Here is a 22,159-nt window from a genome sequence, read left to right as displayed (position 1 = left end):
CTTGTGCTCCCCCATGATCCCCAACGGATACTGAACAGGCATCTCCCAGCCCGCAAAATCAACCATCTTTCCACCCAACTCAACATGAAGATCATATAACGGAGTACGTTTTGGCGCGTCGGTCATGGCAGATACCTTTTCGTATCGAGTGTTCTGAACGCATACCCGTAAGTTTGCCCCAAGCTGGATCTAATGCAACGATTCAGCCTTGGTGTTTCGGCGAAGAACCGCAGCCAGAGCGAGCATGTATACGAGCGCATGCATCGATAATGTTCCTATAGGAAACTTTTTTCCGTTAGGCAACAGACGATCTTCCCAGCGCTGGAAACTGGCACATTCGCGAAGCTGCGCGTTTAACTCGGATTGCGGCTATGGCCATGCTTACGATTGAGAATTTGCGGATTCGCTACGGTTTTGGCTGCAGCCTTTGAACAGCGTGGTCCAGCACATGAAGCCCGGCGATCAGGTCACTTTCGGCGGTATCCTCGGCAAAATCGTGACTGATTCCGTCAATAGACGGCACAAACAGCATGGCAACCGGCATCAAGCGCGAGACGTTGGTGGCGTCATGAAGCGCCCCCGAGGGCATCCTGCGCCACTTGCCGGTCGCGACCTGTTCCGCCCCATGCTCCAACGCGGCACGGAGCGAGGTGTCCATGGGCACCGGCTCCAGCCCCAGCATCCGGCCGTAGCTCAGGCCCATGTCCATCTCTGCGGCGATCTCGGCGGCTGTGGCGCGAATGATCTCCTCCATCCTTGCCAGACGGTCGGCATCTCCGTCACGCCATTGCATCGAAAACCGCACCCGCCCAGGCACAATGGACGAGGCGTTGGGGTGCAGATCCACATGCCCAATGGTCCAGACGGTTTGCGGCGTAACGACGTTTCGGAACCGGTCGTTCAGACGGGTGTTGAACGCAGACAGAGCCTGAAACGCGTCGCGGCGCAGATGCATCGGCGTGGTTCCGGCGTGGTTCTGCTGACCGTCGAACTGAACCACCATATCGCGAATGCCGACGATATCGGTGACAACACCGATTTGTTCTTTCTGGGTATCAAGCGTCGGGCCTTGCTCGATATGCATCTCGATGAAGCCGGTGAAACGGGTAGGATCGACAAAGCCCCCGGCCAGATCGCCCATCGCGCCCCGAGCTGTAGCGAAGGGTATTCCTGCGTGGTCGGTCAGCTTGTCCGCCTGATCCAGAGCCAGACCGCCCGACCAGATAGCCGAGCCTGTGGTGACGCCAAACCGGCCCTCTTCATCCTGAAAGCTGACAACCGAGACAGGCAGATCACTGCTGCGCGCAATCTCGAGCGCGGCGATCACGCCCAAAGCACCGTCGAGCCAGCCGCCCTCGGGCTGGCTGTCGCTATGTGACCCCATCAGCAGGGACGGCCCGTCGGTCAAACCAAACAGGTTCCCGACCGGATCAAATTGCGAGGTCAGGCCCGCATCGGCCATCCGGCTTGCAAGCCATGTCCGGGCGGCAATGTCGGCCTCGGAATAGGCCGGGCGGATGACGCCTTTGCCCACGCCCGAAGCTCCGAATTCGCGCAGCTTGTGCAAATCGGCCAAAAAGCGGTTTTCGTTGATTGCCATGAACTCCCCCCAACGTATTGCGCGGCCAACCATAGCGCCCGGGTGGCAACCTGCAATCACCCTTCGATTTTTGCCGAACCCCTCTGGCCCCGGCCCGGAACCTGCCCTAAGACTTGCCAGCAAGAGGGACCGCCATGTCACATATCACACTGGTTCGTCACGGTCAGGCCAACACGGCAGCGCGGGACGAGGTTAACTATGACAAGCTAAGCGATCTGGGCCACCAGCAGGCGCGCTGGCTGGGTGCGCATCTGCGCGACACGCGGGCGCATTATCCGCGGGTTTATTGCGGCACGCTGACCCGGCATGTTGAAACGGCCTCCAGCATGGGGCTGCCTGAGCCGGTGCGCGATGCACGCCTGAATGAGATCGAGTATTTCACCCTGGCGCAGCTGTTTCACGAACAGCACGGCGTTGCGATCCCGACGGATCGCGAAGGGTTTGTTGATCACCTGCCCCGCACTTTTGCTGCCTGGGCCGCTGGCGACATCCAGGACGCGCCCGAAAGTTTCGAACAGTTTGAAACCCGCGTCAGTGACGCCCTGCATGAAATCGGAACCGAGGGTGGGCCAGCCATTGTTGTCACGTCAGGTGGGCTGATCTCGATGGTGGTGCGGCAGGCGATGGGTCTGGATATCCCGTCGATGGCGCGGGTGGCGCTTGCCATCATGAACACCTCGATGCACCGCCTCCACCCGATTGGAGCGCAGCTCAGCCCGGTTCTTTTCAACGCGACCCCGCATCTGGAAGCGCCAGACCGGCAATTCGCCCAGACCCATCTGTAAGGAGGTCCCGATGCAGCTTTACTACGCTCCCTGCACCATCTCGGTCGCTGTTGCCATCGCGCTGGAGGAGGCCGGTTTGGATTATGAGGCGATCCGGTTGGACTTTGCCGATGGCGAACAGACCAAGCCCGCCTACAAGCAGATCAACCCCAAGGGCCGGGTTCCGGCGCTGGCGGTGGATGGCGGTATCCTGACCGAAACCGGCGCGTTGCTGGACTATATCGCAACCATCGCACCAAAAGCCGGGCTGGTCCCCGAAGACCCGGTCATGGCCGCGCGGATGCGCGAGGTGATGTATTACCTCGCCTCAACCATGCATGTGAACCACGCCCACAAGATGCGCGGGCACCGCTGGGCCGACAAGAAATCCAGCTGGAAAGACATGAAGGACAAGGTCGCGCAGACCATGACCGCGTCCTGTAAATACATCTCATCGAACGGGCTGCGCGGGCCGTTTGTACTGGGTGAGACCTTCTCGCTCGCCGATGCCTACCTCTATGTGGTGTGCAGTTGGCTGGAGGGCGACGGCGTAGACGTCTCGGCCTTTCCGAAGATCCTCGCCTTCCGCGAGGCGATGGAGGCACGCCCTTCGGTTCAGGCGGTCCATGCCGCCGGAATGCTCTGACAAAAGGAAATACGATGACACATCTCTGGGTCCGGGCAGAACAGCGCCCGAACGAGGATCGGGTCGGGCTGACCCCAGAAGGCGCCGCCGCGCTGATCGCGGCAGGCATCCGTGTGACGGTCGAGGAAAGCTCTGTCCGTGCTATCCCACTGGACGGCTACAAAGACGCAGGCTGCGAGATCGCGGCTGAAAATTCTTGGCCCGAGGCCCCACAGGACGCAATCATTTTCGGCCTGAAAGAGCTGCCCGAGGACGGCACCCCCCTGCCGCATCGCCACATCATGTTCGGCCATGCCTACAAGGGCCAACATTCCGGTCGGGCACTGCTAGAGCGGTTCAAGGCGGGCGGCGGCACGCTTTATGATCTGGAATATCTGGTCGACGAAAACGGCCGCCGCGTCGCCGCCTTTGGCTATTGGGCCGGATATGCCGGAGCCGCGGTCACACTGAAAACATGGGCCGCGCAGCAACGCGGACAGGAATGTCCCCCCGTTGGCGTCTATGCCAACAAAGACGCCCTCAACGCCGAATTACTGGCCGAGTTGGACACCACAGGCGCGGCCCGCCCCCGCGCCATCGTCATCGGCGCGTTGGGCCGTGTTGGCACCGGTGCCGCGGATATGTGCGAAGCGATGGGTGTCACCGTCACCAAATGGGACATGGCCGAGACCGCCAGCGGAGGACCATTCCCGGAAATCCTGGACCATGACCTGTTCCTGAACTGCATCTTCGCGCGCCCCGGCACGCCGGTCTTTGTTCCGCGCGAGGCGCTGACCGCGCCGCGCAAGTTGACAGCCATCGGCGACGTAGCCTGTGACCCGGACAGCGACTATAACCCGGTCCCGGTCTATGACCGCGCCACCACGTGGGAGGCCCCCGCCCTGCGCGTCGCGACCGACCCGCTGATGGATGTGATGGCCATCGACAACCTGCCCTCGATGCTGCCGGTCGAAAGCTCGCAAGACTATGCGGCGCAACTGCTGCCGTCTCTGCTGACGCTAACCGATCTGGACAGCGGCGTCTGGGGTCGGGCAGAAGCAACCTACAAAACTCATATCGAAGGGATCTGAGCGATGACGATTCACTGGTGTGGCACCGGCCTGTCGGCCATCCCCGGCCTGCGCCGCCTGATCGAAGGCGGGCACAAGGTTACCGTCTGGAACCGAACCATCGAAAAGGCCAAGGCCGAGGTCGGTGACCTGACCGACGACATCCGCGCCTTCGACATCGACGCTCTGGGCGCGGTGCTGGAGAAAGGTGATGTGATCGTTTCCATGCTGCCAGGCGACTGGCACGTGCCACTAGCGGAGCTGGCGATCTCGAAAGAAGCGAACTTCGTCTCATCCTCCTATATCGCGCCCGAGATGCGCGCGCTGGACGACAAAGCGCGTGAAGCTGGTGTGGCTTTGGTCAATGAGGTCGGGCTGGACCCGGGCATCGACCACCTGATGGCGCATGCTTTGGTGGCCGACTACCGCGCCTCGGATGCTTTTGACGCGCAGAACCACCTGAGCTTCATCTCGTATTGCGGTGGCATCCCCAAGAACCCGAATCCGTTCCGCTACAAGTTCAGCTGGTCGCCACTGGGCGTCCTCAAGGCGCTTCGCTCACCGTCAAAATCGATCCGCGACTACGCCCCGCTGGACGTCGCCCGCCCCTGGGACGCGATCAGCAGCTATATCGCGCCGCTGCCTACCCCGGAAAGCTTTGAGGTCTATCCCAACCGCGACTCGCTGCCCTTTATGGCCGAATACCAATTCGAGGATCACTGGCCGGTCAAAGAATTCGTCCGCGGCACCCTGCGCCTGAACGGCTGGACCGACGCATGGGCCGGCGTGTTCACCGAAATCGAAACCCTCTCAGGCCCCGAAGGTGACGCGCGTCTGAAAGAGATGTCGGACCAGTTCTGGGCCGAAAACGCCTATGACGAAGGCGAGCCCGACCGCGTGGTGCTGTGCGTCGGCCTAAAAGCCGAGAAAGATGGCGTTGAGGTGTGGAACAAAACCTACGTCATGGATGCCTGGGGTGATGAACGCGGCACCGCGATGGCGCGTCTGGTGTCGATCCCGGTCTCACTGGCGGTTGAGGCCGTCCTGAACCGCGCCATCCCTGCTGGCGTTCACGCAGCGCCCAGCGACCCGAAACTGGTGCAAGGCTGGATGGTTGAAATCGACACGCTCGCGCAGCATCTGCAAATCGTGGATCACCTGGGTTAACCAGCCGGCAAAAGAAAAAGGCCATCCCAGCATGTCTGGAATGGCCTTCAATCTCGTATTTTTCCATCTCTTAGTCTGGCTTTCCTTACGACGCCCGAGCGTCAGATATATCGATTGATCGTGTCCTCGATATCGCTGCGGTTTATGCCCAACTCGGCCAACTGATTGTCGCTCAGGCCATCCAGATACTGCGCAGCACGCACAATCTCCGGACTTATGGCCCTGATACGCATGGCGCGATCAAACAACAGCAAAGCCGTAGCGGATGGCGTTGGCTGATTTGCGGGCGGGATGACATCAAACATATTCGTTACCTCACTCATTAAAAAAACGGCGTTTGCGAACGGTCGCGGACCCTGTTTCATTGTCGAAGTGGGGCACCGTTGAAAACGCTCTCATAGGCGCGCTGTTTGATCTCGCTCCGATCAATCCCGATATCCGCGAGTTGGCGATCCGAAAGTCTTTCCAGATTGCGCACCGTGTTCGAGAAAATGCGTCTGCGAAAATACTCGACCTTTGCGTCCGCGTAGTTCGAGAACAAACCGTCAAAGAGGCCAGTCCGGGCTTCTGCAGTATGTGTATATGCCATTTCTTTTCCTCCTAAATTTGATTTTCAGTGCAGTACTGACATCAAATAAAGGAACGCTGCGTTAACCAAAAAGCAGCGTTCCATTAAAGTTTCTTTAGGAAGATGGAGCGCGATGGCGCGCGCTATCCGGAGCCTTCGGCTACATCAGATCGTTCTCGATATCCTCAGCCGATATGCCCAACGCATCCAACCCGTTCTCAAGATGGTCCGACAGATGCGGTGTGCCGATCAGATAGTCGGCGCAGGGGGTTGAGGCCTCGGATTTGGCGGTGGCAATGGCCTCGACAAGATCCTCGGCAAAGAAGCTTTCGCGCCCGATCCACATGATAGCGACCAGCTCGGCCTGCTCATCCTCGCTCATCCGGTCGACAAAGGCGCGCAACTCACCTTCGGCCCGTCCCAGCTCACGTCCCATCATGGCAACCTGAGCCACTTTCCTTGCCGAAATTTCCAACATGCCTTCAGCTCCTTTGTTCGCGGTTTCGACACATCAGAACCCGACACGCGCCCCGAGTCTTTGATCTTACGCAAAAAGAGGGGCAACTATCGCCGAACCCGCGATACGGGCTGATCCGGAGCAGGCGCGGTGCGGAACGGACGAAAGCGGGCTTTTTTGATCCACAGCTTGATTGCCTGCCATACGATCAGCGCAAAGGTGCGCCGCGCACCAAACGGACGGCGCAGCAAAGACCACAGAATAGAGCCGTTGGTCAGCGGCTGGCGCGGACCTGTCAGCGTGGCGATCAGCCCGCCTCCTTCCCGCCCATAGTCGATCCAAACCCCAACGCGGTCGGGGCGATAGTCGAAGCGGAACGTGTAGTTCCCTTCGATCTTCTGGAAGGGCGACACATGCATCAGCTTGTCCGCCACCACCCGGTCCGAGGGGTCGATAACCGCAAAACCCGGCTTGTGGCAGACATAGCTATGGCGCGTCCCGTAAGTGTTCGTGACCTCAGCGACCACGGCATAAAGCTGCCCATCCCGATCGAAACAGAACCAGAAACTGACCGGGTTGAAAACATGGCCCAGAACCCTCGGCTGCGTCAGCAACATAATCTGCGCGGGCTGGGGCACCTCCAATTCCTCAAACCGGGCGCGCAGCCATGGCGCACCGATCCCCTGCCGCGGTTCACCACCGTGATCTGAGCTGCGCCAATTGGTGATGTTCACGCGGTCGACCGAAAAAAGCAGCGGCGTGGACAGATCGGCCTCAGGGTCCAGCAGGACGTAGTCGACCGAATAGCGAAAGGCGTTTTCAATCGCCCCTTTGCGACCGTGATAGGTGTAACCTGCTATGTGGTCGATATTTTTCATTCCGCCGCGCGTCCTGCTTTGCCCGTAATTTGTTCGACTTGCGCCCTTTTCAGAAAAGAGACGTCATTTGAAATACGGAATCCACCCCGGTTTGGACTTTTTTTGTCGCATGAAAGTGATCCGCCTTGGTGCCCCCCGCGTAATCCGGTTATGTTTACCGAGATCAATACCGTGACCTTGGACGAACCTGCGGCTGAACAGGCCGCCCCTCAGCCTTGGCGCGCAAAGAAACGCATCAAGGGTAGACAGGTGAACGGAACGAACGGCAGTTGCGACACCAGGACCGAGTGGGTGGACCAAGTCAGGCGCATCCGAGACGCGCAGGACCAGGCTGCTTTTGCCGAGCTGTTCCAGCATTTCGCGCCGCGTATCAAGGCGTTCCTGATGAAGTCAGGATCAGACGCCGCGCTGGCCGAAGAATGCGCGCAAGAGGTGATGGCGACCTTGTGGCACAAGGCCCATCTGTTCGATCCGTCGCGGGCCACGGTGGCCACTTGGGTGTTCACCATCGCTCGGAACAAGCGCATTGACGTCCTGCGCAAGCAACGCCGCCCTGAACCCGAGGAACTGGGATGGGGCCCCGAGGCTGAGCCGGAGCAGGACGATGTCCTTGCGCTGCAACAGGAAACCGCGCAGCTGCGCACCGCCATGCTGGCGTTGCCCGAGGCGCAGAGAGAGCTGATCGAGAAGGCGTATTTCGGGGACCTGAGTCACCGAGAGATTGCGTCTCAGACCGGGTTGCCCCTGGGAACGATCAAATCACGTATTAGGTTGGCGCTGGACCGCTTGCGCCACGCGATGAACTGAGATGAGCAAGATGAGCCAGTCGATTAAACATCACCTGACAGATGAGCTGCTGATGGCCTATGCCGCCGGCTCTCTGCCCGAGGCGTTCGACCTGATGGTCGCAACCCATCTGTCGCTTTGCGACCACTGCCGTGCGCGCGCCGAAAGCTATGAGGCCGTCGGTGGACATGTTCTGGACGCGCAACCCGACGCTGTCAGCATGAGTGACACATCCCTTGCCGCAACGATGGCCCTGATTTCTCAAGGCGCACCGACCCCCAAGCCCGCCCGTCCGGGCTGCGCCATCCTGCCGACCCCCCTGCAAGACTACGTCGGCGGGACAGTTGATGACATCCAGTGGAAACCGATTGGCATGGGCGTGAAACAAGCGATCCTGCCGACCAGCAAAGAGGCCACCGCCCGCTTGCTGTTCATTCCCGCAGGTGTCGCCGTCCCGGATCACAGCCACAACGGCACGGAATTGACGATGGTTCTTCAGGGCGCGTTTTCGGATGAGGTTGATCGCTTCGCACGCGGCGACGTCGAGATTGCAGATGAAGACCTGCATCACACGCCGACGGCGGACATCACCGAGGATTGCATCTGCTTGGCTGTCACGGACGCGCCGCTGAAGTTTAGCAAACTGATGCCGCGCCTTTTCCAGCCCTTCCTGCGGATCTGATCGTGTATAGTTCGGATCAGAACTGCCTCTGACAGGAGATATTTCATGAACCGAACAAGCTTGATCGCGCTTGGCTTTGCGTGCTTTTCCACGATTGCGTCTGCCCAAATGAAGGCCGAGGTGAAGTTCGAGCCAGGCAACTTTGGCACAATGGTCAACGGTACCGTGACCGGAGATGAGTATTTTGACTACTCTCTCGGCGCGAAAGCCGGGCAAGAGATGTTTGCCGATCTCAAGGTAAGCGATACCAACGGCAATGGTGTGGTCTATTTCAACATCCTGCCCCCCGGTAGCGATGGCGTCGCGATCTATAACGGCTCGATTGAGGGCAACACCGCCCGGATCGATCTGCCCGAGGACGGGGACTATACGATCCGCGTGTACTTGATGGGCAATGACCGAGATACTGGCAAAACCGTGGGCTACAATCTGGACCTGTCGATCCAGTAATTTGCTACTTGTCCTCGTTGTGATCTTTGGCATTTTCAGACCGGATGGGAACCCCCAACAGCTCTAACGCGCCGCTGCGGCCTTTGACCTCGATCGGGGGTATACTTACCAACCCGCCCAACAGGCCCGGCCCTCCGGCCGCCGTCACAAGATCATTCGAGACGATCAGGTCCATTTCCAGATCGCGGGTCAGGCTTTCAAGCCTCGCGGCTGTGTTCACCGCGTCTCCGAACACCGAAAACTCCAGCCTGTCCTGATCGCCTATCACGCCGAGAAACACCTCACCCCAATGCAAGCCGATTCCGGTACCGAGTGAAGGGAGGCCCGCCGCTTTACGCTCAGCTTTCCAGCGGGCCATTTCGTCCAACAGTCCTGCGCCGCAGTTTAGGCAGCGTGTTGCGGCCTGCTCTCCGTCAAACACGATCATGACCGCGTCTCCGATGAACTTGTCGATGATCCCGTTTTCCCGACGCACAACAGCCGAGACCCGTCGCCTGTAATCCGACACCAGTTCAGAGACCTCATCCGGCTCGAGCTGTTGCGACAGTGTTGTGAATCCGCGCAGGTCGATGAAAATCAAACCGGCCTTCTGGCGGCGTCCGTTCTTCAACGCCGCCAATCCGCTGTCGCCGAGGTCCTGAACGACCTGCGAGGGCAGGTAGCGCGTCAGGTTCGCGCGACGCTGCGCCTCGGTTATGGATTGGAACAGCAACTTGTGAACCCGCCTTGCTGCGACGATCAGAACCACCCCGGCCAGGGCGATCATGAAGACACGGATCAGGTTGGGAGGGGGTGCCAGAAACAGCCATATAGGACTGTCTGTGTGACCCCGCGCGGATCCTGCATTTATCCCGATCAGGAACAGAAACCCAAGCGACAGCAAGACAACCTGCATCAACATGACCTTCGGGTTGCCGCGCAATACTCCGAAAGCCAGAACCACAGGGGCCAGCCATACGGCAGGCAAAACGAAGACCTCGTCCCCGACAAGGCCGGTATTGAGCAAGCCCAACCAAACCGAGACAATCAGGAACACGGAATCTGCGCCAGACACAGGCCAGGCCATCCAACCCGAAAAGCGCCCCCTGCGGGCCGCGATCCATGTCACGAACCCAAGCAGGAAATAGGCAAAGAGGGTTCCGAACGCGAAGGCCCATTGCCGCTCCAGAACTGCATGTCCGCTGTTCGAAACCGGTTGGATCGTGACAAGGAAAAAGGTACCAAGACCCGCTGCAACACCCATTCGCAACAGGCCAACGATCTGCTCCGCGTCTTGCTCGGCGGTTCTTAGCAGTTGGTCAATTTCTGGTGGGTGCGCCACGTTTCTCATACTGCAACCTGTCTGTCAGGATGCGCGCTCAGCCCTCATGCCGCGTTAATGGGACGACCTCCGAGGGGGCCTCTGGCGCCAATTCCTCAAAATCAAAGTTATCAAGCCGTTGCGCCCTGCGGCCAGCTTTTTCCGCACTGATCTTGATGTCCGAGATATCCTTGGCCGCCTGCCCGAAATGGCGATCCAAATTGGCAACGCGGTCGCCCAGACGTTCGACATCCTTGTGCAGCATTCCCAGCTCCTTGCGGATGGCGCCTGCTTGTTCTCGCATCCGCGCGTCCTTGAGGATCGCGCGCATCGTATTCAGCGTCGCCATGCAGGTGGTCGGTGACACGATCCAAACGCGTTTGGTAAAACTCTCCTGCACCAATTCGGGGAACTTGGCGTGCAACTCGGCATAGACCGCCTCGGACGGCAAAAACATCAGCGCGCCATCGGCGGTCTCACCGTCCAGAATGTATTTCTCAGCGATATCGTTGATATGTTTGCGCACCGTGCCGCGGAACATCTGAACCGCCGCCTTTAGTTCGGCGTCATTGGTCGAGCCAATCAGCGCTTCATAGGCCTCCAACGGGAATTTGCTGTCGATCACAATCGGCCCCGGTGGGTTCGGAAGATGGATCAAACAATCCGCCCGGCGTCCGTTCGAGAGAGTCGCCTGCAGCTGGAAACTGTCATGTGGCAGCGCTTTGGAGACGATGTCGTTCAACTGAATCTCACCAAACGCGCCCCTGGTCTGCTTGTTGGACAGGATATCCTGCAACGACAACACATCGCCGGACAGCTTGGTGATGTTGTCCTGCGCCTTGTCGATGGCGGCCAAACGCTCTTGCAGCTGGGTCAGCGAAGTCGCAGTCTGCTTGGAGGACCCATGCAGCGACTCCTTCATCCTCTCTTGCATTTCAGCCAGCGCGCGGGCTGATTTCATGGCATTGTCGGCCAGCCGGTCATTCATCTGCTGCTGTACCGAGGACAAGCGGGATTCGACCGTTTGGATCACCTGCACCTGCGCATTGGCCTGCGTGTCCGAGACGTGCTGCAGCCCGCCGCGCAATTGCTCCTGCCCCTGCCCCAAGGCCTGCACATGTTGCCCCAGATGTGCCATCTGACGCGCCAGAGGTTCTGCCATCCGCGCGGAACGCTGGGACGCCCGCAGCGACAGGAATAGTAACAAAAGGATCAGCGCCAGAACGCCACCCGTAACGAGGATTACCGGGTCATTCAGCGCATATTGGGTGCCTGCAATCTCAATCATATGAACCTGTATGTTCTCGTTTTGTTTCTATCTTCTTAAACGCTTCGCGATACCGGATCAACTGCGCCCGAACAGACGCTCGATATCGCTGAGTTTCAGTTCAACATAAGTGGGTCGCCCGTGGTTGCATTGGCCGGAATGCGGGGTGGCCTCCATCTCGCGCAGCAGGGCGTTCATTTCCTCGGCCCGCATCCGGCGGCCAGAGCGGATCGAACCATGGCAGGCAACGCGGCTGAGGATCGCCTCAATCCGCGCCTGTACCATCTGACTGTCGCCCTGATCGGCCAGCTCATCGAGGATATCCAGGATCATCGCGCGGGCATCGACCTCACCCAGAATGGCGGGGGTTTCGCGCACGGCAATAGCACCGCCGCCAAAAGGCTCAAGCGTCAGACCAAGGCGCGAGAGGTCTTCGGCCACCGCCATCAACCGCGCGCAATCGCCTTCGGACAGCTCAACGATCTCGGGGATCAGCAAAGCCTGCGCTGCGACACCGTGCTCGGCCATTTGCGTTTTGAGCTTTTCATAAACCAACCGCTCATGCGCGGCATGCTGGTCCACGATGACCATCCCGTCGGCGGTTTGCGCGATGATGTAATTTTCATGCACCTGACCGCGTGCTGCCCCCAAGGGCAGGTCCTGAGGCGCGGGTTCTTCAGCGGTCACCGGGGTCACAACCGGGGTCGGCTCAACGATGCTGCCGCTATAGTCCCTTGCCAATTCAGCAAAGCCGGGGGATTGCGCCCGATACGCGGCTTGCCGGGCCGCCTGCGACGGCCGGTCCATCTGGTAGACCCGCGCAGGGGTAGGCTGCGGCGCCTCGGGCCGCATCGCGCCCAAAGTCGCGTTGGCAACGGTCGAGGACGCACGATGCCCGGCTTCGGCCAGCGCGTGACGTAGGGTGGAAACGATCAAACCGCGCGCAACGCCCGGATCACGGAACCGAACCTCTGACTTGGCTGGGTGCACATTGACGTCTACCAGCGTCGGATCGCAGTCGATGAAAAGCGCCGCAGCCGGGTGTCGGTCGCGGCTGAGGAAATCGAAATACGCGGCCCGAAGCGCGCCAGTCAGCATCTTGTCACGGACCGGACGGCCATTGACGAACAGATATTGCGCGACAGCAGCTCCGCGCGAATAGGTCGGAAGGGCAGCGTAGCCATACAAACGAATACCTTCGCGCGTCGCATCGATCTGCAGGGCGTTTTCGGCGAACTCGCGCCCGATCACGCGGGCCAGACGGGCGTGGAGGGCATCGAAAAGATCGCCGTTCTCGCGGTCGGCGCGGAAGGTCACGCGACCCTCACCTCCACCCGAAACATCGCGCAAGGTGAACGTAACGGAAGGCTCAGCCATGGCGAGGCGTTTGACCGTATCGCCAATGGCCTGAGCCTCGGCCCGATCGGTGCGCATGAACTTGAGCCGCGCCGGCGTGGCGAAGAACAAATCGCGCAGTTCGACCACTGTTCCTGCACGAAGGGCGGCGGGCTTCACCGTCTCCATTTTGCCGCCCGACACCGCAATTGACGCAGCATCCGCCCCCGGAACGCGGCTGGTAATCGACAAACGACCTACCGCGCCGAGCGAGGGCAAAGCTTCACCCCGAAAGCCGAAGGTGTGAATGTTCAAAAGGTCCGACCCGTCGATTTTCGAGGTGGCATGACGAGACAAGGCCAGCGGCAAGTCCTCCGCCGCGATACCACAGCCATCATCGGTGACACGAATCAAGGTCTTGCCCCCGCCCGCGATATCTATGGCAATACGGGTGGCTCCGGCGTCGATGGCATTCTCAACCAGTTCCTTGACGGCCGAGGCCGGACGTTCGACCACTTCACCCGCGGCGATGCGGTTGATCGCAGCATCGTCGAGCTGCCGGATAACGGGTCGTGTTTCGCTGATATTGGGGGTCGTCTGCGCCATACCACCAGACCTAGCACATCACGGCCCGATTCTGCCACCGGATTGAACCGTAATATCGGCCGATCTTTCAGATCAAGAAGGAGGGGGGCCGGACAGTGTTCGGGGGCTGGCTGTGCCGCCCTCACCGAACCCTGCCCGGACTTACCGAAGTGAGTGGTAGTTGTTAGCCGGTAATGTAATTGACCTAACATGCAATTAGTTAAATTGCTTATTAAGAGTCATCTTTATTTACTCTGGGCAAAGTTCAGCCGATGACCTGCGGGAACCAGTGGCAGGAAAGTGCCGCTTCACGCAGGTGTGTGCGCACCCACTCGGGTGCGGCACGGGCCGAAAATGACGGTCAGGGCCAGGATCACGCCGGACATGGTGGCGATCATCCCTGCCGCGCTGACGGCGTCCGCCGCGCCCAGCCAAAGCGGGCCATACCCGGCCAGCACATATCCCGAAACAGCTGAGAGGATGGCGAAACCCACGCTCCAGGCGATTTGCGTCTCCAGCCGGTTGGTCATCATGCGCGCCGCAGCAGGGGGGCAGATGAACATGGCGATCACGATGATCGAGCCGACGGCATCAAAGGCGGCAACAGCAGCGATCGCGGCGACGATGACCAACGCCAGCCCTAGCGCCCCCGTGCGGATGCCTATGGTACGCGCGAACCCCTCATCGAAGGTCGAGATTTTCAGCGGCCGCCAGAAGAGCCATGTGAACAGCAGAACACCCAGCATCGTCACTGCAATCCGAGGCAGTTCCGGCGGCAGCCCGGCCAAGGCCTGCAGGTCCCAAAGCGAGGACCAGCCCGTCGCATCCAGCCAGATCAGGCTTTCTAAATTGCCATACAGCGCATGTTCCACGTCCAAGTGTACGGTTGAAGTATCCGTCTGCTCCAAAATCAGCACACCTGCCGCAAACATGGTGGTAAAGACCACGCCCATAGCCGCACCCGGTTCGATTTGACCCAGCCTCCGTATCGCCTCGATCAGAACAACGGCCACGATCGCCGCGCCCGCCGCGCCCAGCATCATGGGCCAGGTCGAGATCGCTCCGGTCAGCAGAAAGGCCACAACGATACCGGGCAGCACCACATGGCTGATCGCATCCCCGATCAGCGCCTGTTTGCGCAGCACGAGGAAATTGCCGGGCAAGGCGCAGGCTATCGCCGCGAAGGTGCCGATCAGCAGTGGCGTCAGCGACAGGGGTACGAATTCTTCACCGCTCATGTCGGAACCCCCTGTGGTCCGCCGATGCGATTATCTATTTCGGCGATCTGATCCTTGGTCAGTACGGTTTCGATGTCCCGTAGGCCATTGTATAGCGCGGCAGTCGCCTCATGCGCCTGATCTGCGCGCACGACCTCCCAGCGTTTTTCATCGCGCAAGGCTTTGGCGGCACGCGCTTTTCCGGCTTCGGTCGCCACGCCATCAGCGCGCACAAGATCAGCGTGGCGCAACAGGCGCAGGGTTAGAGGTTCGTAGATCTTCTGGCCTTGTGCCAAAGCCAACAGCCCTTGCCGGATATGCACCCGACGTTGGAACCTCAGATGGCGCAGAACGGCGGCCAGAATCCCGCGGACCGGGGCGAGGAACAGGGACAAGACGAAGAAGGCGAAGCTGACCAGGACGATGATTGGCCCAGTCGGCAGATTCGGCGCAGTGGCCGACAAGGCGGCACCGATATAGCCTGCCAAACCACCCGCGAGACCGGCCAGCAAGACAACGCGATCCGACCGCTCGGACCAGAACCGCGCGGTGACCGGTGGGATGATCAGCAAAGCCACGATCAAGATCAGGCCGACGATTTTCAGGCCGACCACAGTGACCGCCATCACCAACCCCATCATCGCGAGGTCAATGCGATGCACGGGCAAGCCCCGGGCCGCGGCATATTCGGGGTCAAACGCCACCAAAGTCATCGGGCGGCGCAGGATCATCACAAGCACCAGAGTCGCCGCACCTCCGATCGCGATGATCAAGGCATCCGCCCACAGCATCCCGGCGGTTGAGCCCAGAAGGAACCCCTCCAACCCCGCTTGCCGCCCAACGCCCATAGTCTGTATGACGGTCAGCAGGACGATGCCAAAGCCGAAGAACACCGATAGAACCGCGCCGATTGCGGCATCCTCGGCCAGTCGGGTGTGGCGGGTTAACCAGTTCAGGCATAGCAGACCAACCCAGGCTGACACAGCCGATCCCGCCAGCAGACCCAGCAGGTTGCGCCCGTCTTCACCAAGGGCGACCAGCAGCATGAAGGCCAGACAGACCCCCGGCAAGGTGGCATGGCTGATCGCGTCGCTGACCAGCGCGCGTTTGCGCAAAAACAGAAAGGTGCCGGTCACTCCGGCCGAGACTCCCAGCAAACTCGCACCAATAGCGACCAGCGTGGCGTTGTAGCCAAGCTGCAGGCTGAGCGCATCCCAGAGCATTCCCTACCCCAGCGCGCGCGAAATCTGGTCGATTTGCGCGGTGGCCAAGCGGCCTCCGTATGCGGACTGAAGGGTTTCGGCGGTAAAGGCCTGCGCCACCGAGCCTTCGGCGATCTTGCGCGTGTTGATCAGGAAGACATGATCGAAATAGTCCGAGACCGTCGCCAGATCGTGATGGACGACCACGACGGTCTTGCCCGCCTCTTTCAGCGATTTCAGCACCGCGATGATGGCTTTCTCAGTGGCGGCGTCGACACCGGCGAAGGGCTCATCCAACAGGTAAAGATCGGCGTCCTGCGCCAAGGCACGGGCTAGGAACACCCGCTGTTGCTGGCCGCCGGACAGCTGGCCGATCTGACGATCTGCAAAATCGCGCATGCCAACGCGGTTCAGGCAATCCATTGCAGCCGCTTTGTGCCGCGCGCGGACACGGCCCAACAGGCCCAGTTGACGCGACAGGCCCATGAGAACCACGTCAATAACGCGGGTCGGGAAATCCCAGTCAACACTGGCGCGCTGCGGGACATAGGCGATCCGGGCACGTTGTTCCTCGAGCAGTTGACCAAATACAGTCACCTGCCCGGACAAGGGCGTGACGATCCCAAGCGCCGCTTTCAGGAGTGTTGATTTCCCTGCCCCGTTCGGGCCGATAATCGCCGTCATCGCCCCCGGCTGAACTGTCATATCCACCGAGAATACAGCAGGCTTCTGACCGTATGAGACTGTCAGACCACGCACCGCCAGCGGGCTGGCCTCAATCCCTTGGTCTTCGACGGAAACACCCTGAACCGCTGCAAGCTCTAGCATCACTCAAAACCCCGCAGACAATTTGCCGTTCAGCCCCTGATTGGGGACATCCGCCCCCAAGGCCCCTGCGATCACGGTGATATTGTGATCCAGCATGCCGACATAGGTGCCCTCATAGGTACCTGGCTCGCCCATGGCATCGGAATACAGCTCACCCCCGACCGAGACTTTGTGCCCCTTGGCCGCCGCGCCTTCGATCAGCGCGCGCATAGACCGATCCGACACCGAGCTTTCTACGAACACGGCCGTCAACTGGCGGTCGACCAGAGTGTCGACCAGCTGTCCGATCCGGTTCAGACCGGCCTCGGACTGGGTCGAGATGCCCTGCACGCCCATCACCTCATAGCCATAGGCCGCACCAAAATAGCCGAAGGCGTCATGGGCGGTCAGTAGAACGCGGCTGTCCTCGGGCACTGCAGTCAGGGCCTGTTCTGCATAGGCTGTCAGAGCCTCAAGCTCGGCCAGATGCACCTGTGCGTTTGCGGCAAAAATCTCGGCAGCCTCAGGGCGGGCCTCGGATAGCGTCTCTTGGACCTTGGTGACCACATCGGCCCACAGGGTTGGGCTCATCCAGATATGCGGGTCATATTTGTCGGCATAGTCATCATGCGCGCGCAGCTTCGATTTATCGACGCTTTCGGCTACGGCAACCACGGTTTGCTTGCGGCTGAGGTCTCCAAAGAAATCCTCCATCTGCGCTTCCAAGTAGAGACCGTGCCACAGCACCAGATCCGCGCGGGTCATGGCGACGATATCGCTGCGGGTCTGGCGATAAGCATGCGGATCAACACCGGGACCCATGAGGCCCTTTACCTCGACCTGATCGCCGCCAACCTGTCGTACTGCGTCGGCAATCATGCCGGTCGTAGCCACAACTTTCAGCGGAGCTTGCGCCCATGCAGCAAGCGGCATGGCGGCGGCGATAGCGAGAGCAGTAAGGAAACTGCGACGAATCATAGTTGATCTCCGGAATTCGGACCCTGTTGCGATTAAATATGAGAACGACTCGCAACTAAGTCAATGCTATTGCGAATTAGTCGCAACAAAATCCTAGTTTATTTGTCCAAATGGTCAAAAAAATACCGCAAGGCCGCTCTGCCGCCTTCCATTTACTGCTAAGCCGTGCGATTTTGACGCAAACCTCCCAAAGGATGTGAGAATGGAACCGCAGCGCTCAGACAGCCCCGTGCGCACCGCGCATCTGCCGCAAGTCACTGAACCCAGAAATCCCGGAATGAATCTTGATCTGGATTGGGTTCGGGCCGTTCAGGCCAATACCTCGGCCATTGAGCGCCGCGCGGCAACTCTGCCCGGTCGGCGGTCGGTCAAGAAAGACTATCAGGCCGCGTGGCTGCTGAAGGCGGTCACGATGATCGACCTCACCACCCTATCGGGTGACGACACGGTGGGGCGCGTGCGCCGTTTGTGCGCCAAAGCGCGCCAGCCGGTTGCGCCAGCAACGTTGCAAGCGCTGGATATGCCTGCGATCACGACCGGGGCCGTCTGCGTCTATCACGACATGATCGAGACTGCCGTTGCCGCTTTGAAGGGCACTGGGATACCGGTGGCTGCCGTCTCTACCGGGTTTCCAGCGGGCCTGTCGCCGTTCCACCTGCGCGTGGCCGAGATCGAAGAAAGCGTGAAAGCCGGAGCGGAAGAGATCGACATCGTCATCTCGCGCCGTCACGTGCTGTCTGGGGACTGGCAGGCTTTGTATGATGAGATGAAAGCCTTCCGCGCTGCCTGCGGCGATGCCCATGTCAAAGCCATTCTGGCGACCGGAGAGCTGGGCAGCCTGCGCAACGTCGCCCGCGCCTCATTGGTCTGCATGATGGCGGGGGCGGATTTCATCAAAACCTCAACCGGGAAGGAAAGCGTCAACGCTACTCTGCCCGTATCGCTGGTGATGATCCGCGCGATTCGCGACTACTATGACCGCACCGGGTATCGTGTGGGGTACAAGCCTGCGGGTGGTATCTCGAAGGCCAAGGATGCCTTGGTTTATTTGTCGCTGATCAAGGATGAACTGGGCGACCGCTGGCTGGAGCCGGACCTGTTCCGCTTTGGCGCCTCGTCACTTCTGGGCGATATCGAACGGCAGTTGGAACATTATGTGACGGGCGCGTATTCCGCCGGTTATCGTCACTCCATGGGCTGAGGAAAAGAACAATGACAGTCAAAGAAATCTTCGAGACCATGGACTATGGCCCCGCCCCCGAAAGCGCAGCTGAGGCGTTGGCCTGGCTGGTCGATCAGGGCGATGCGTTCGGTCATTTTATCGACGGGAGTTTCACCAAACCGGGCAAAGGGTTCGAAAGCCGCAACCCCGCGACCGGAGAGGTTCTGGCCAAGCTGACCCAGGCCAAGCATGCGGATGTGGACGCGGCAGTCTTAGCTGCCCGCAAGGCGCAACCCAAGTGGGAGAAACTGGGCGGCGCAGGCCGGGCGCGGTATCTCTATGCCATTGCGCGGCTGTTGCAAAAGCACGCGCGTTTGTTCGCCGTGCTGGAGAGCATGGATAACGGCAAGCCGATCCGTGAATCGCGTGACATCGACATCCCTCTGGCGCAACGCCACTTCTACTATCACGCCGGTATGGCGCAATTGATGGAGAGCGAGCTGCCCGATGCTGAGGCCTTGGGCGTGTGTGGACAGATCATCCCGTGGAACTTCCCTTTGCTGATGCTGGCCTGGAAGATCGCGCCCGCGCTGGCGATGGGGAATACGGTGGTTTTGAAACCGGCCGAATATACCTCGCTGACCGCGCTGCTGTTCGCTGATATCTGCTCACAGGCCGGGCTACCCAAAGGCGTCGTCAATATCGTGACCGGAGACGGCGCGGTGGGTGAGATGATCGTGGGTGCCGACGTGGACAAGATCGCTTTTACCGGCTCGACCGTCGTGGGGCGGCGTATCCGCGAGGCGACTGCGGGTTCGGGTAAGGAACTGACATTGGAGCTGGGCGGCAAGTCCGCCTATATCGTGTTCGACGACGCCGATATTGACTCAGCTATCGAAGGTCTGGTCGACGCGATCTGGTTCAATCAGGGGCAGGTTTGCTGTGCAGGGTCCCGCCTGCTGGTGCAGGAGGGCATTGCCGACCGTTTCCACGACAAGCTGCGCGCCCGGATGGATGGCTTGCGCATCGGTGATCCGCTGGACAAATGCATCGACGTCGGCGCGGTTGTAGACCCGGTTCAGCTGCAGACGATCAAAACCATGGTCGACAGCAATACCGCAGGCCATGTCCATCACGCCGCTTGCGAACTGCCCGAAAACGGCTGCTACTACCCTCCGACACTGATCTCGGGGCTCGAGACCTCGGACCCGCTGATGCAGGAGGAGATCTTTGGCCCGGTTCTGGTGTCCTCGACCTTCCGCACCCCGGCTGAGGCCGTCGAACTGGCGAACAACACCCGCTACGGCCTGGCCGCGACGGTCTGGACCGAGAATGTAAACCTCGCGCTGGATATCGCGCCCAAGCTGGTTGCGGGCGTGGTCTGGGTCAACGCCACCAACCTGTTTGACGCTGCCGCTGGGTTCGGCGGAGTTCGCGAAAGCGGATTTGGCCGTGAAGGCGGTTGGGAGGGGCTGACCGCCTATACCAAGCCCAAAGGCAAGGCCAAGCCGCTGACAAAGGTCGAGGCGGCCACGGGCGAAGGCGCCTCGGTCGACCCGATCGACCGCACCGCCAAAATGTATGTGGGTGGCAAGCAGGCGCGGCCCGACGGAGGCTATTCGAAACCCGTCTGGGGCAAGTCCGGCCTGCTGGGACATGTGGGTTTGGCCAACCGCAAGGACGTCCGCAACGCGGTTGAGGCCGCAGCAGGCGCGAAAGCCTGGTCCAAGACAACCGGCCATCTACGGGCGCAAATCCTTTACTATATCGGCGAGAACCTCTCGGCCCGCGCGGGTGAATTCGCTGCCCGTATCGACGCCATGACCGGCAAGAAAGACGGCGCGAAAGAGGTCGAGGCCTCGATCCAGCGTCTGTTCACCGCAGCCGCCTGGGCCGACAAATATGACGGTCAGGTGCATGGCGTTCCGATCCGGGGCGTGGCAATCGCCATGAAAGAACCCGTCGGCGTGATCGGCGCACTCTGCGCGGATGAGGCCCCTCTGCTGGGGCTGGTCTCGGCCATGGCGCCTGCGATTGCGATGGGGAACCGAGTGGCATTGGCGGCATCAGAGCCGTATCCGTTGGCGGCGACGGATTTCTATCAGATCCTCGAGACCTCGGACGTGCCCGCGGGTGTGGTCAATATCCTGACCGGCAGCCATGCGGAATTGGCGAAACCGCTGGCCTCGCATCTGAACGTGGACGCGGTCTGGTCGTTCTCTTCGACAGATCTGTCGAAAGAGATCGAAGTCGTCTCTGCCGGGAACCTAAAACGAACCTGGGTCAATAACGCGACGGCATTTGACTGGAGCATGGACCATTCGCGCCGCTTCCTGCAGGCTGCGACCGAAGTGAAAAACATCTGGGTGCCCTACGGCGAGTAGGGCTCCCGCATCACGGGAGGCCCACATGGACTTTGCGAACAAAACCGTCATCGTCATTGGCGGCACCAGCGGTATTAACCGGGGGATTGCCGAGGCCTTCTCGGCCTCGGGCGCGAGGTTGGCGGTTGCCAGCCGCTCACAAGAGAAAGTGGATGACACGGTCGCTGCGCTGAAAACGGCAGGCGCGGCAGAGGCCATCGGTGCGGCGTTTGACGTGCGCGATCCGGACGCCGTGTCGGCGGGGTTGAAACAGTTCCATGATGCGTTTGGCGATTTCGACGTGCTGGTGTCAGGAGCGGCGGGGAATTTCCCGGCGCTGATGTCCGAGATGTCGGTCAATGCGTTCAAGACCGTAGTCGACATCGATCTGATGGGCACCGTTCATGTTCTGAAAGGGGCCTACCCTTACCTCAAACGGCCCGGTGGCAGCATCATCAACATCTCAGCCCCGCAATCCTATCTGCCGTACGAAGGGCAGGCTCATGTCTGCGCGGCAAAGGCGGGCGTTGATCAGATCACCCGAACCCTGTCCATGGAATGGGGCGTCGAAGGCATCCGCGTGAACTCGGTCGTGCCTGGTTTCATCGAGGGCACCGAAGGGGCGAAACGCCTTGCGCCAACACCTGATGCTGGCGAAGCGCTGCGCAAGGACGTTCCATTGGGCCGTTGGGGACAACCGAAGGACGTGGCCAATGCCTGCCTGTTCCTCAGCTCTGATATGGCCAGCTATATCAGCGGCACAGTCATGGCGGTTGATGGAGCCTTGTATCAGCGCGGCTCGGGCAAGTTTGGGCAGATGATGGGACAGATGCTGCGTGCGGCGAAAAAGGCTAAAGCTTGAAGGCTGAATGTTCAGCCGTAGGGCTTTGTTTCGG

22 protein-coding genes and 1 pseudogene are annotated in these 22,159 nt (G+C 60.3%); 10 read left to right on the top strand and 13 right to left on the bottom strand.

Annotated elements, in window-relative coordinates:
* A pseudogene (gene gcvT / locus ACR0AI_RS19330) lies at positions 1 to 126 on the bottom strand (glycine cleavage system aminomethyltransferase GcvT); the annotation flags it as partial.
* Between the two features lie 280 nt (positions 127 to 406).
* Positions 407 to 1,600 carry a Zn-dependent hydrolase gene (locus ACR0AI_RS19325; RefSeq protein ID WP_480676458.1) on the bottom strand — a complete coding sequence of 398 codons (1,194 nt, stop codon included), beginning with the start codon at positions 1,598 to 1,600 and terminating at the stop codon, positions 407 to 409.
* 134 nt (positions 1,601 to 1,734) lie between these two features.
* Here ACR0AI_RS19325 and ACR0AI_RS19320 point away from each other — a divergent pair, with 134 nt between their 5' ends.
* The 4 genes from ACR0AI_RS19320 to ACR0AI_RS19305 are packed head-to-tail and all read left to right on the top strand — an operon-like array spanning position 1,735 to position 5,226.
* Entirely contained in the window at positions 1,735 to 2,385 is a 651-nt protein-coding gene (locus ACR0AI_RS19320) for a histidine phosphatase family protein (RefSeq protein WP_170528781.1), read from the top strand.
* A gap of 10 nt (positions 2,386 to 2,395) precedes the next feature.
* Complete coding sequence (locus ACR0AI_RS19315; RefSeq protein ID WP_480676456.1) at positions 2,396 to 3,010, top strand: glutathione S-transferase family protein; 615 nt, start codon at positions 2,396 to 2,398, stop codon at positions 3,008 to 3,010.
* A gap of 14 nt (positions 3,011 to 3,024) precedes the next feature.
* Positions 3,025 to 4,080 carry a saccharopine dehydrogenase gene (locus tag ACR0AI_RS19310; protein ID WP_480676454.1) on the top strand — a complete coding sequence of 352 codons (1,056 nt, stop codon included), beginning with the start codon at positions 3,025 to 3,027 and terminating at the stop codon, positions 4,078 to 4,080.
* Between the two features lie 3 nt (positions 4,081 to 4,083).
* The gene (locus ACR0AI_RS19305) at positions 4,084 to 5,226 is read left to right on the top strand and encodes a saccharopine dehydrogenase family protein (RefSeq protein WP_480676452.1); all 1,143 of its coding nucleotides are present in this window, start codon (positions 4,084 to 4,086) and stop codon (positions 5,224 to 5,226) included.
* A 101-nt stretch (positions 5,227 to 5,327) separates the two neighbouring features.
* On the opposite strand, the gene ACR0AI_RS19300 is transcribed toward ACR0AI_RS19305, so the two are convergent.
* From ACR0AI_RS19300 to ACR0AI_RS19285, 4 genes are all read right to left on the bottom strand, one after another.
* Positions 5,328 to 5,531, bottom strand: a complete 204-nt coding sequence (locus ACR0AI_RS19300; protein WP_170492715.1) for a DUF1127 domain-containing protein — start codon at positions 5,529 to 5,531, stop codon at positions 5,328 to 5,330.
* A gap of 56 nt (positions 5,532 to 5,587) precedes the next feature.
* Positions 5,588 to 5,815 (bottom strand): DUF1127 domain-containing protein, encoded by a 228-nt coding sequence (locus ACR0AI_RS19295; protein WP_170482213.1) that lies wholly within the window; start codon positions 5,813 to 5,815, stop codon positions 5,588 to 5,590.
* 139 nt (positions 5,816 to 5,954) lie between these two features.
* Positions 5,955 to 6,272, bottom strand: a complete 318-nt coding sequence (locus ACR0AI_RS19290) for a DUF3775 domain-containing protein (RefSeq protein WP_480676449.1) — start codon at positions 6,270 to 6,272, stop codon at positions 5,955 to 5,957.
* Between the two features lie 86 nt (positions 6,273 to 6,358).
* Positions 6,359 to 7,129 (bottom strand): DUF1365 domain-containing protein, encoded by a 771-nt coding sequence (locus ACR0AI_RS19285; RefSeq protein WP_480676447.1) that lies wholly within the window; start codon positions 7,127 to 7,129, stop codon positions 6,359 to 6,361.
* Between the two features lie 249 nt (positions 7,130 to 7,378).
* On the opposite strand from ACR0AI_RS19285, the gene ACR0AI_RS19280 reads away from it, so the two are divergent.
* From ACR0AI_RS19280 to ACR0AI_RS19270, 3 genes are read left to right on the top strand one after another with little or no spacing between them, the layout of a single operon-like run.
* Positions 7,379 to 7,936 (top strand): sigma-70 family RNA polymerase sigma factor, encoded by a 558-nt coding sequence (locus tag ACR0AI_RS19280; RefSeq protein ID WP_209252068.1) that lies wholly within the window; start codon positions 7,379 to 7,381, stop codon positions 7,934 to 7,936.
* 10 nt (positions 7,937 to 7,946) lie between these two features.
* Entirely contained in the window at positions 7,947 to 8,597 is a 651-nt protein-coding gene (locus tag ACR0AI_RS19275; RefSeq protein ID WP_170473205.1) for a ChrR family anti-sigma-E factor, read from the top strand.
* 45 nt (positions 8,598 to 8,642) lie between these two features.
* Positions 8,643 to 9,047, top strand: coding sequence for a hypothetical protein (locus tag ACR0AI_RS19270; RefSeq protein WP_480676445.1), 405 nt, complete (start codon positions 8,643 to 8,645; stop codon positions 9,045 to 9,047).
* Between the two features lie 4 nt (positions 9,048 to 9,051).
* On the opposite strand, the gene ACR0AI_RS19265 is transcribed toward ACR0AI_RS19270, so the two are convergent.
* From ACR0AI_RS19265 to ACR0AI_RS19235, 7 genes are all read right to left on the bottom strand, one after another.
* Entirely contained in the window at positions 9,052 to 10,377 is a 1,326-nt protein-coding gene (locus tag ACR0AI_RS19265) for an adenylate/guanylate cyclase domain-containing protein (protein WP_480676443.1), read from the bottom strand.
* 28 nt (positions 10,378 to 10,405) lie between these two features.
* The gene (locus tag ACR0AI_RS19260; protein ID WP_480676441.1) at positions 10,406 to 11,635 is read right to left on the bottom strand and encodes a DNA recombination protein RmuC; all 1,230 of its coding nucleotides are present in this window, start codon (positions 11,633 to 11,635) and stop codon (positions 10,406 to 10,408) included.
* Positions 11,636 to 11,692: 57 nt separating this feature from the next.
* Positions 11,693 to 13,555: a DNA mismatch repair endonuclease MutL gene (gene mutL, locus ACR0AI_RS19255; RefSeq protein ID WP_480676439.1), complete on the bottom strand. Its 1,863-nt coding sequence runs from the start codon at positions 13,553 to 13,555 to the stop codon at positions 11,693 to 11,695.
* A 287-nt stretch (positions 13,556 to 13,842) separates the two neighbouring features.
* Positions 13,843 to 14,772: a metal ABC transporter permease gene (locus ACR0AI_RS19250; RefSeq protein WP_480676437.1), complete on the bottom strand. Its 930-nt coding sequence runs from the start codon at positions 14,770 to 14,772 to the stop codon at positions 13,843 to 13,845.
* Positions 14,769 to 15,974, bottom strand: coding sequence for a metal ABC transporter permease (locus ACR0AI_RS19245; RefSeq protein WP_480676435.1), 1,206 nt, complete (start codon positions 15,972 to 15,974; stop codon positions 14,769 to 14,771). The genes ACR0AI_RS19250 and ACR0AI_RS19245 overlap by 4 nt, the downstream gene beginning before the upstream one ends.
* A gap of 3 nt (positions 15,975 to 15,977) precedes the next feature.
* Positions 15,978 to 16,781: a metal ABC transporter ATP-binding protein gene (locus ACR0AI_RS19240; RefSeq protein WP_480676433.1), complete on the bottom strand. Its 804-nt coding sequence runs from the start codon at positions 16,779 to 16,781 to the stop codon at positions 15,978 to 15,980.
* Positions 16,782 to 16,784: 3 nt separating this feature from the next.
* Positions 16,785 to 17,738 carry a metal ABC transporter solute-binding protein, Zn/Mn family gene (locus ACR0AI_RS19235; RefSeq protein ID WP_480676431.1) on the bottom strand — a complete coding sequence of 318 codons (954 nt, stop codon included), beginning with the start codon at positions 17,736 to 17,738 and terminating at the stop codon, positions 16,785 to 16,787.
* 202 nt (positions 17,739 to 17,940) lie between these two features.
* Between ACR0AI_RS19235 and deoC the strand changes: the two genes are divergently transcribed.
* From deoC to ACR0AI_RS19220, 3 genes are read left to right on the top strand one after another with little or no spacing between them, the layout of a single operon-like run.
* Complete coding sequence (gene deoC, locus ACR0AI_RS19230; protein WP_170379313.1) at positions 17,941 to 18,939, top strand: deoxyribose-phosphate aldolase; 999 nt, start codon at positions 17,941 to 17,943, stop codon at positions 18,937 to 18,939.
* A gap of 11 nt (positions 18,940 to 18,950) precedes the next feature.
* A complete protein-coding gene (locus ACR0AI_RS19225; protein WP_480676429.1) occupies positions 18,951 to 21,284 on the top strand; it encodes an aldehyde dehydrogenase family protein in 2,334 nt (777 codons plus the stop codon).
* 25 nt (positions 21,285 to 21,309) lie between these two features.
* Complete coding sequence (locus ACR0AI_RS19220; RefSeq protein ID WP_480676427.1) at positions 21,310 to 22,125, top strand: SDR family oxidoreductase; 816 nt, start codon at positions 21,310 to 21,312, stop codon at positions 22,123 to 22,125.
* Positions 22,126 to 22,159 lie beyond the last annotated feature (34 nt).

The sequence above is a fragment of the Ruegeria sp. BG3 genome (assembly GCF_056538485.1).
This window is presented reverse-complemented; position numbering and strand designations above follow the sequence as displayed.